The sequence below is a fragment of the Actinomycetota bacterium genome, from assembly GCA_014360645.1.
Lineage (GTDB): Bacteria > Actinomycetota > Geothermincolia > Geothermincolales > RBG-13-55-18 > Solincola_B.
On record JACIXD010000010.1, the window covers coordinates 147,292 to 156,949 of the forward strand.

At 64.4% G+C, this 9,658-nt stretch carries 8 protein-coding genes; 5 read left to right on the forward strand and 3 right to left on the reverse strand.

Annotated features, from left to right (window positions below; all coding sequences use genetic code 11):
• The first annotated feature begins 208 nt into the window (after nucleotides 1–208).
• A complete protein-coding gene (locus H5T74_10345) occupies nucleotides 209–601 on the forward strand; it encodes a PaaI family thioesterase (GenBank protein MBC7230775.1) in 393 nt (130 codons plus the stop codon).
• 403 nt (nucleotides 602–1,004) lie between these two features.
• On the opposite strand, the gene H5T74_10350 is transcribed toward H5T74_10345, so the two are convergent.
• On the reverse strand, nucleotides 1,005–2,492 hold the full coding sequence (locus tag H5T74_10350; protein MBC7230776.1) for an FAD-dependent oxidoreductase: 1,488 nt from the start codon (nucleotides 2,490–2,492) through the stop codon (nucleotides 1,005–1,007).
• Nucleotides 2,489–3,148, reverse strand: a complete 660-nt coding sequence (locus H5T74_10355; GenBank protein MBC7230777.1) for a TetR/AcrR family transcriptional regulator — start codon at nucleotides 3,146–3,148, stop codon at nucleotides 2,489–2,491. Before H5T74_10355 ends, H5T74_10350 begins: the two co-directional genes overlap by 4 nt.
• Nucleotides 3,149–3,739: 591 nt before the next feature.
• Between H5T74_10355 and H5T74_10360 the strand changes: the two genes are divergently transcribed.
• Nucleotides 3,740–4,684, forward strand: a complete 945-nt coding sequence (locus H5T74_10360; GenBank protein ID MBC7230778.1) for an NAD-dependent epimerase/dehydratase family protein — start codon at nucleotides 3,740–3,742, stop codon at nucleotides 4,682–4,684.
• A 459-nt stretch (nucleotides 4,685–5,143) separates the two neighbouring features.
• Here the strand turns inward: H5T74_10360 and H5T74_10365 are convergent, their stop codons facing one another.
• Nucleotides 5,144–5,359 (reverse strand): DUF4499 domain-containing protein, encoded by a 216-nt coding sequence (locus H5T74_10365; protein ID MBC7230779.1) that lies wholly within the window; start codon nucleotides 5,357–5,359, stop codon nucleotides 5,144–5,146.
• A gap of 161 nt (nucleotides 5,360–5,520) precedes the next feature.
• Between H5T74_10365 and H5T74_10370 the strand changes: the two genes are divergently transcribed.
• The 3 genes from H5T74_10370 to H5T74_10380 are packed head-to-tail and all read left to right on the forward strand — an operon-like array spanning nucleotide 5,521 to nucleotide 9,447.
• On the forward strand, nucleotides 5,521–7,005 hold the full coding sequence (locus H5T74_10370) for a hypothetical protein (protein ID MBC7230780.1): 1,485 nt from the start codon (nucleotides 5,521–5,523) through the stop codon (nucleotides 7,003–7,005).
• Nucleotides 7,006–7,012: 7 nt separating this feature from the next.
• Nucleotides 7,013–8,602 carry a VWA domain-containing protein gene (locus H5T74_10375; GenBank protein ID MBC7230781.1) on the forward strand — a complete coding sequence of 530 codons (1,590 nt, stop codon included), beginning with the start codon at nucleotides 7,013–7,015 and terminating at the stop codon, nucleotides 8,600–8,602.
• Complete coding sequence (locus H5T74_10380) at nucleotides 8,599–9,447, forward strand: hypothetical protein (protein ID MBC7230782.1); 849 nt, start codon at nucleotides 8,599–8,601, stop codon at nucleotides 9,445–9,447. Before H5T74_10375 ends, H5T74_10380 begins: the two co-directional genes overlap by 4 nt.
• Nucleotides 9,448–9,658: the final 211 nt, after the last annotated feature.

Here is a 9,658-nt window from a genome sequence, read left to right on the forward strand (position 1 = left end):
AGCCCACCCCGCGGAAATGATCCTCGTGGCGCCCTGTCCCGCGCCCCCTCGGCAACCGGGTCGCGAAATAGCGGCTTTCAAACGGGATGTGGCGGCGGTGCGCGAAGGGGCTTTTCCCCATGCCGCCCTCCGCCCCGCAGGTCCCCCCAGCCCTTCCGGCCTGTGAGATAATGGAGGCGCCCACCGGGAGGCGAGGAAGGGAGGCGCGATGCCGAAGGAGTTCTTCGAGCCTCCGGAGGGATTCAACCCCTTCGGAGACCTGTTGGGCATCGTCTTTACCGCCTACGGCGAAGGACGCAGCCGCTGCGAGCTGGAGGCACGCCGGGAGCTTATCAACCCTCACGGGGTGCTGCACGGCGGGGCTATCTATTCCATGGTGGATTTCGGCATGGGCGCCGCCCTCTACTCGGTCATGGAGGAGAAGGAGCTATGCGCCACGGTGGAGATAAAGATCACCTATCTCAAAGCGGTGAGAGAGGGCAGGCTGGTATGTGAGAGCGTGGTGGTGGACCGCCGCAAGCGCATAGCCGTCCTGGAATCCGAGGTGCGCAACGGCGAGGAGCTGGTGGCCAAGGCCCTCGGCACCTTCTATATATACTAATCGGGGTCAGATCTTCATTCTTCGACGCGGGTAACGGATGCCTCGTTCAGGCCAGCTCTTTCAAGAGTAAAGCCTGGTCGTTTACAGACCTTGACCCTGGCGCGCGATCAAAGAAGGCGACGTTGCGCGGGAGGGAAGAGGCGCTGACGAGGCGGAGGCGCGGCTCCGAGCCGCGCCTCCGTTCTTCCGGCCTCGGGGGAAGGGAACCGGGACATAACGTTGACCAAAACTCTGCCTCCCCTAGGCCTTTTCCGCCCCAAAACCGCCGCCGCTGCAATCTCCCTGCTGACCATGCGCCTCCACGGCCGCGTCTCCCGCGCCCGTGGCCTCCCATCGCGCCGGGGCGGTTTCGGGGCCCCAGCCCCGCGCCACCCTTCGGGGAAGGCGGCGGTCGGGCCGGACACTACGCAGAGCGGGATGCCTTGATCAGCTTCAGCGCGCCGCGGGCCAACACCAACCCTCCCAGCGCCGCGCCTACCTGGGTGGCGGGCTTCAGGATGGGGGTGAAACCCTTCTTCGGCTTCCACTCCACGTTCAGGGAGAGGGTCTTGCCCAGTTTGTCCAGGGCGATGACCTCCGCGCAGTGATTGGCGGTCCAGATGGCCGCCTCCATACCGCCGGAGGAGACGTGGGTCTTGGTATAGTCTCCCGCCAGGTAGAGGTTGTCGATGGGGGAACGCTGATAGGGGCGGTGCTTCTCCATCCCCGGGTAGGCGCGGTACACGCCCTGCCGCTCGCGAACCACCTTGTACTTGCGCACCTCCGCCTCGCGTGCCGTGGGGAAGAGGGCCCGGATCTGCTCGATGGCGATGTCGAAGATCACCTCGTCCGGCAGCCCCTCGATATTGTCCGCCGGGGAGAGCACCATCTCGAACATGGAGCCGCCCTTGAAGATGTCCGGCAGCACATTGGAGAGGTCCGCGTAGGTGTTGAAGATGCAGTTGTTGGAGAAGAAGGTCACGTCCACGTCGGTGAGCTTGCGGTCGAACCATATCTGCAGGGAGAGCGAGGGCGCGTAGTGGAAGAACCACAGGTCGCGGAAGTACTCGTAGTGGAAGGCCTCCTTGGGCAGCACGCGCCGCAGCGAGTAGGGGCTCATGGTGGAGACGTAGAGGTCCGCGGTCTTCTCCTCGCCGTTAACGGTCACGCTCTTCACCCTGGTGCCCTCGAGGTTGATGGCGGTCACCGCGCTCTTGAGGGCGGTGGTGCCCCCCTTGGAGTGGATGTACTCCAGGCAGGTGTCCACCCAGATGTCGCCCAGCCCGCCGTTGGCGAAGCCCACGCGCGCGCTGTCCGGGTCCGCGGCCACCTTGCGGAACCAGTTGATCATCACCTTGGCGGAGATCATCCACGAGGGGGTGAAGGTGAGCCCGTTGATCCCCGGCTCCAGGGGCAGCAGGGCGTCCTTGGGCCCGCGGCGGCATAGCCACTGCCCGAAGGATATCTCGTCCAGCTTCTCCAGCTTGCGATCGGAGTACATCACCGCCCCGCCCATGGCCCCGGCGGTGAAGAGGAGCTTCCACCTGGGCACGCGGGTGTAGGACTTCAGCAGGGAGCCGAAGGCCACCGCGGCGTGGAAGGGCGCGGGCAGGTTGGCGAACCTGAGCACCGCGTCCTTGCCCCCCTCCTGCATGTAGTAGAACTCCGTCTGCTTCCAGAGGATGTTCTTCTCGATGCCCATCTTGTTGAAGAAGTTGAGGAGGTTGGCGTAGTAGGGGAAGAAGACGTGCAGGGCGTTGTCGATCATGTCCCCGTCTTCGTCCTTCCAGGAACTGGCGCGTCCGCCGAAGATCTCGTCGGCCTCCACCAGCTCCACCTCGATCCCCAGGTCGAGGAGGTTGATGGCCGTCGCCAGCCCCGCCATGCCGCCGCCCATGACCAGAGCTTTCATCTCACACTCTCCTTTCTCGATCTACCACCGTCATGTTCTCTGCTGGATGAGGCATTGCTCACTATGTTTTCCAGGACCTCCCGCACCGCCAAGAGGGCTTTGTCGCGCGTCAGCACCTCGTTGAGGCCCATGAGGGAGGCAAAGGCCAGGGTGAGCCCGAGGGACAGGATCTGCCACGCGGCCACCGTGGTGTCCAGGTCCTTCCTCACCACCCCGTCCTTCTTCCCCTCCTCGAACATGAGGGAGAGGATGGTGGTAAAACCTACCAGCTTATCGCTGAGCGCGGCTCTGATGTCCGGGTCGCGCGCTCCCGTGACCGCCTCGAAGAGGAGCATGGACTCGTCGGGGTGAGTGATCACGAACTCGTAATAAGCGTCGCTCATGCGGTAGATACGCTCCGTGACCTCGCCGCTCTCCCCCGCCCCCCTGGAGAGGGTCTCGTAGAAGAGCTCCCCCAGGGCGTCTAGAGCCTCGAGGACGAGTTCCTTCTTGCCGGGAAAGTACTTGTAAAGGGCGGGTTCGGAGACCCCGACCTTCTCCGCGATGCGCCTAGTAGTGGTCCCCACGAGGCCCTGCTCCGCCATTATCTCCAGGGCTGCCTGCACGATCTGCCTCTTGCGCTCGCTTCCGCTCATGCGCTCGCCCTTGCCCGTCATCTCTTCCGTGGCGACCCCTCCTGGACAAAAGGTTAGTGAATATTAACTAACTTATAGCACGGCGGCTACCCCGCGGTCAACACCCAGCCGCGCTGAGACCCGGCGGGACCTCTGCCCGCTTTCCCGGCGCCGGAAAAAGGGCAGCGTGACGACATAAAAGATATGCGGGCTTTGATGCATGATCCTCCTCTGCCCATACTATGCAGGGAGGGCGGTGTGATGATGCGGCAGGCTCTTGCGCCGCGACTTCCCTGTGGGCGCCACTCGGGGCGAAAGGATCGAGGATCCAACCGGTAATTCTTTAGGGCGGCAGGACGAACGGGTTGATGTTTGACCTCCCGGTTGCTCAGCCCGCCTGCCACGATCCCGCTGCGGCCTCCCAGGCGAAGGACGTCGAGAAGATAGAGGCGGGGCATCAGGGACTGCGCCCGAGCCGACTCAAGGCGGCGCTTGTAATGCGTGCGCTTTTTAAGTTGACTATTTTACTCAGGCCCGGGCCACACGGTGTCCCGTCATTTATATCCACTTGTAATGCGTGCGCTTTTTAAGCTAACTTTTTATTAAACTGCTTCTACGAGGAGGGAGGAAAAGATGTCCGTGGTCGCCGTCACCGGATGTTCGGGTTACATAGGCACGCGCCTGCTGCGTTTTCTGGACGAGAGCGAAAAGGTCACCAGGATCATCGGGGTGGACCTCAACCCCCCGCGCCACTCCACGCCCAAGATGGACTTTCACCGCCTGGACGTGCGCGACCCCTCCCTGGTGAACCTCTTCACCCTCAACAACGTGGAGGTGGTGGTGCACCTGGCCTTCATCGTCAACCCCCTGCACGACGACGCCCTCATGCACGACATCGACGTCAACGGCACCCGCAACGTGCTCAAGGCCACCGCGGCATGCGTGGCCCGGCATTTCGTCATCGCCTCATCCACCTCGGCCTTCGGCGCCCACCCCGACAACCCGGAGTGGCTGACCGAAAAGGACCACCCGCGCCTGCAGCGCAACTACACCTATGCCGCCGACAAGTACGAGACCGAGATGCTGGTGCGCATCTTCAGGGAGGAGAACCCGCATACCAAGGTGGCGGTGGTCCGCCCCTGCATCGTCTACGGGCCCAACGTGGACAACTACCTGTCGCGCTTCATCGTCCGGCTGCCCTTCTTCCCCGCCGTGGACGGCGTCAAGCCCGACATGCAGTTCGTGCACGAGGACGACGTGGCGGAGGTCTTCCTGCGCGTGGTGGAGAAGGAGGCGGTGGGCTATTTCCACGCCGTGGGCGAGGGGGTCGTCAACTCGGAGGAGATAGCGCGCATGGCCGGAAAGCCGGTGATCCCGGTGCCGGCCAAGGTGGCCTACCCGGTCATAGACCTATTGTGGAAGCTGCACGCGCCGCTCATCGAAGGGCCCTCCGGCATGCTGGACTTCATCCGCTACCGCTGGACGGCCTCGGACGAGCTGACGCGCGAGGCGCTGGGCCTGGGGCCGCGCATGCACTCCCGCGACGTGGTCCGCCTCATGCTGGAAACCCACCGCTAATGGGGTCAGCCCCGGACATGGGACATTATCTTTCGAGGGATCAGATTTCGTAGGGGCACAACGACATCCGGCGGATCGCCCGGCCCACACGCACCGGTCCGATATCGCGGCACGCCTGGGGCCCGGGATATACGGGATATTATCGATCCGCGGGTCAGGATTCGCCCGGGCACCCGGAAAGCCGACAGACCCCCCCATCGGCAAACCCTTGGTCATGCCGATCCTTCACACCAGCTCGGTTGCTCTCCCGAGATCGCGGCACAAAGGTCCTCACGTCAACCCCTCGAGCCGGTCCTCCGCCGTCGCCCGCTCCTCTGCCCCCAGAGATCGTGATACAAAATCCCTCTCCTCCACTACACCGGCGAATCACGACCCGGACAAGCACGGAATAAACGAAAGGCCAAAACAGCGAGCTTCTCCATAATGGAGAGCGATGAAAAAATGCCGGCTTTCCTCGCCTCAGGCCTTCGCTCTGAGGGCCTTCCTCTCTTCCCTGCTCAGCTTGGGCTTGCGCAGCAGGGGCACGAGCACGAACACCCCGAACACCCACGTCAGCAGGTAATAGAGCTTGGGGTTCTTCCCCCTCTTCTTCGCGGCCCGGTAGGCGATGACCGACTCCACGGCGTGCATGACGGCGAGCTGCTTGGCGATCTTCTTGATCTTTTCGCTGTCCAAGGAAACCTCCTTCTGCCCCGAGCTCCAGCCATTGACGGACGTTGCCCCCACCCCGGCGGGTATGGAGTAGAATCATTATATCAGAGGCCTGGAGGCGGACCCGGCCCGCGGCGGCGTTGTCGGGGAGGCGCCCCTGAAAGGAGACAGGAGATCGACGGGATATGAGCGACCTTAACCGCAAGCTGCAGCAGATCTACCGCACCATCGAGGACAGCGGGCTTTACATCAACCTCAACCACGACATCCGCTTCCGCGAGCAGAAGGAGATCCCGCTCAACCTCAACGAGACCGAGACCATCGTGCTCGCCGAGGAGAGTTACAACTCCCCCCTTCTCCTGGCTCTGCTCACCTCGGTGCTGCGCAACGGCACCATGATCCTCTACGGCTCACCGGGCTCGGGTAAGACCACCTCGGCGGAGTTCGTGGGCGCCTTCGTCCACGGCACCCTCCTGGAGGAGACCTTCGGGGACGGGCGCGGCGGCTTCAGGGTCATGGAGGCCATCCATGAGGCCACCATCCACGGCCATCACGAACTGACCGAGGAGAAGATGATCGGCCGCCCCCACCTAGGCAAGCTCATGCGCGACGGCGAGGAGGACATCATCCCCCGCAAGTTCATGCTCTCCCCCTTCCGCATGGTGGACGAGGTCAACCGTCTCACCCCCGGGCGCACCAACAACCTCCTGGAGATGATGGACCGCGGCTTCTCCGTCTACGGCGACTCCAAGATCTACGCCGCGGAAGGGGTCACCTTCCTCACCGCCAACTTCCGCGACATCGCCTCATCCGACCTCACCCCGCCCTTCCTGGACCGCATCGACGTGGGGGTCTTCGCCCCCACCCTCAACCCCTATTTTCTGGAGATGGCCCAGGGAGGCGAGGACCGCAAGCTCACCGGCGACGAGGAGGCCTATGTGGCCCATCTGCGCCGCGAGATGGGCGTGGAGCTCACCTCCTCCGACTTCGAGACCATCCGCCGGGAGATCGCCGAGGTGGTGGTGGAGCCCGAAGCCCTCTACATCCTCTACAACTTCATCTCCGAGCTCAACGGCTGCGCCCTCGCCTCCCCTGACATCGAGCGCAAGAGCAAGGGCTTCGCCTGGTTCGTCAAGCCACCCGTGCTCTGTTCCCAGGTGGACGACGGGGGCATGGCCGGGGGCGGGCACCTGGGCGGCTGCCACTACCACAACACCGAGAACATCTGCTACAAGACCGAGAACGAGGTGAGCGTGCGCGCGGGCAAGACCATCGAGCGCTACGCCAAGGCCCTGGCCTGGTTCCGGGGCCGCGAGAAGGCGGGGCTCGAGGAGGTGGAGGCGGTGGTCCCCTACGTGCTGTGGTTCAAGCTCATCCCCACCGACCGCGCCTGGGCGGAGCGCCCGGAGTTCATGAACGACCGCATCGCGCTGGTAAAGGACCTCTTCGCCACCTCGCGCAACCACTACCTCAAGAGCCGGCGCATGATCAAAACCCTCGATGGGGTGCTGGAGCTCTACGAGCAGGCGGTGAAGAACCAGCCCGTGAACCCCGACCTGGTGCTGGAGGCCTTGGAGTCGCTCAAGAGTTACGACTCCCCCGCCAAGTACCCCATCGCCACCATGCTGCGCCAGGTCCACCGCGAGATCCTGCGTGAGACCGCGAGGTGAGGGAGCCTTGCGCATCCAGGGCGTCGATCTGGAGGAGGTGCTGGAGCGGGCCCGCGCCTTCTGCGGCTACCCGCGCATCATGGAGCCGGAGTTCGTGCTCAACCCCGCCGGGCACCCCCACGCCGCCAGGCTCAACGGCGAGTTCGGCATCTGGGAGCCTTCCGAGAACCGCGTGTACATCAACGTCCCCGAGGTGATGGAGAGGCTCGGTATCCAGAACCTGGAAGCCGTTGTGGTCTACCAGCTCCTGCACTACGCCCTGGCCCCCTTCGACATGCGCACCTCCCTGCGCCTCACCGCCTCCGCCAAACTAGCCCTGGAGGAGGTGAAGGACAGGGGGAGGGCCGTGACCCACCAGGAAGCCCTTTCCATCCAGCGCCTTTTCTGCGACATGGTGGACGTCACTTACGCCGCGCGCCACGGCATGCGCGAGCAGATGATCTCCCTCTACCACGCCATGGACAGGGCCCACGGCTGGAAGCAGAGCAAGATGTGGAAGTTCCTCCTCTGCTGTTTCGAGGAGCTGTGGGACTGCGAGAACGCCCTCATCGGCAAGGTGCCGCGGGAGATGCGCGAGGACGCCGGCCGCCTGGCCTCGCGCCTCCTGGACCGCCCCTTCGCCGCCGCCGCCTGGGAGGAGAAGGTGCGCTTCCTGGTGGGCTACCTGCATAAATACTACGATGACCCCCAAGAGATGGACGACAGCCGCCTCATGGACCACGGCATCGACGAGATGCGCTCCCGCTCCCCCGAGGAGGCTCTGCGCTCCCTGGCCATGGAGATGGGCATGCAGGACTTCAAGGAGCTGGTGGGGGGCATCGGGGCGGGCACCGAGACCCAGGCCCTGGTGTGGTACTATCGTGACCTCTCCCGCCGTTACGAGGTGCGCTTCCGTCCCGTGAAGAGCGAGGCGGGGGAGGAGATACCGCACGCCCCCCTGGCCTGGGGCATGGCCGACCCCTTCGAGCGCTTGGACCTGCCCTACACCCTGTACACCTGCGGCAAGGCCATCCCCACCCTCACCACCAAGCAGTGGGAGAAGATGCCCATGGAGGTGGTGGTGAGGCGCAAGACGCCCCCGGACGTGATCATCATCCTCGATGCCTCGGGCTCCATGACCAATCCCACCTCGGAGGTGGCCAACGCCGTGCTGGCGGGCTTCGTGATGGCGCGCAGCGCGGGCAACCTGGGCGCCAAGGTGGGCTTGGTGGTCTATTCCGACCAGCAGCGCTCCCTGGTGGTGGAGCCGGTTTGGGACGTGCGCCGGGTGGAGGAGGGCTTGGTGACCTATTACGGAGGGGGCACCGTCTTCCCGGTGCAGGAGTTCCGCTACCTGGCGGGCCTGGAGCCCCACCGTCCCAAGCATTTCTGCCTCATCTCCGACGCGGAGATAACCAACGTGGCGGAGGCCTCCTACCACCTGGGAGAGGCCCTGCAGCTCAACCCGGAGAACTCGGGCTCGGTGTTCCTCATCGACCAGCCCTACAGCGAGAAGGCGGAGATCCTGCGCCAGGCGGGATACGACATCTTCCCCGTCTCGCGCGGGGAGGACCTGGTGCGCATCGTGGCCGGGAAAGCACAGGAGCTGTATGCGTGATGAAGCTCCCGAGGCCGGTTTTCGAGAACGATCCCGAGTCCCTGCTGGACATACTTGAGGCCAACCGCCGGGAGGAGGAGGCGCGCCGCCGGCGCTTCCAGGAGTTCACCCTCCAGGACTTCTTCCTCAACCTGCGCTCCCGCGACCGGCTGAGCAAGGCCCGCGTGCGTCGGGCGGTCCCGGCCCGCGATGACCGCGAGCTGGTGCAGTTGGCCCAGCGACTCATGTGCGAGGCCTCCGAGGATTACCTGCGCCTGCGCATGCAGTGGCAGCGCGAGGCGGTGGGATATATTACCAGCCTGGCCATGGAGGCCCACGCGCGCATGGGGGGTGGGGAGATGAAGATCCCCGACGGACTGGACTACGTGGGCATGCAGGCGGAGGGCAGCGCGGAGCGACCCCTCCTCATCCGGGCTGGTCGCATCGGCAACTTCGCGGGGCTGAGGGCGAAGCACCTGCGCATCCGGGCCGAGGAGGTGGGCGATTACTGTCTGCGCCGCGCCCAGCACTGCGTGGTGGAGACGGGCACGGCGGGGAAATGTCTGGGCGAGGAGGGCGAGGAGCTCCGCCTCAGGGCGCGCGAGGCCGGCGACTGGCTCATGCTCAAGTCCAAGCGCTGTAAGGTGGAGGCCCGCAAGGTGGGCAGACTGGCGGGACTCGATTCCCATGACCTGGAAATGCACGTGCACTACGCCGGGGCGGAGCTGGGCGCCCGCGCCCGGGACGCCATCATCTACGTCTACCGCGAGGCGCGCAGCCTGGGTCTGCGCGGCAGCGGCGTGGTGTACATACGCCACGCCGCCCCGCCCTGGCGCACCTCCTTCCGGGTGGAGAGGCTGCCCTGAGGAAAAACGCCTTCCCACCCGGCCAGACGCATTTCCCGGTCAGGGCAAGCCTCCGAAAAAGGCCGCCAAATACATCCGGCTTGCAGCGGAACTTCCGAGCCATGAATATAATCAATCCATAGAAGCCCAGGTAAATCCCCATATGGGGTTGAATCATGCCTGGTCATGTTGCTAAGATTACAAAGGCGCCATCGATTATATAGTACCTTTA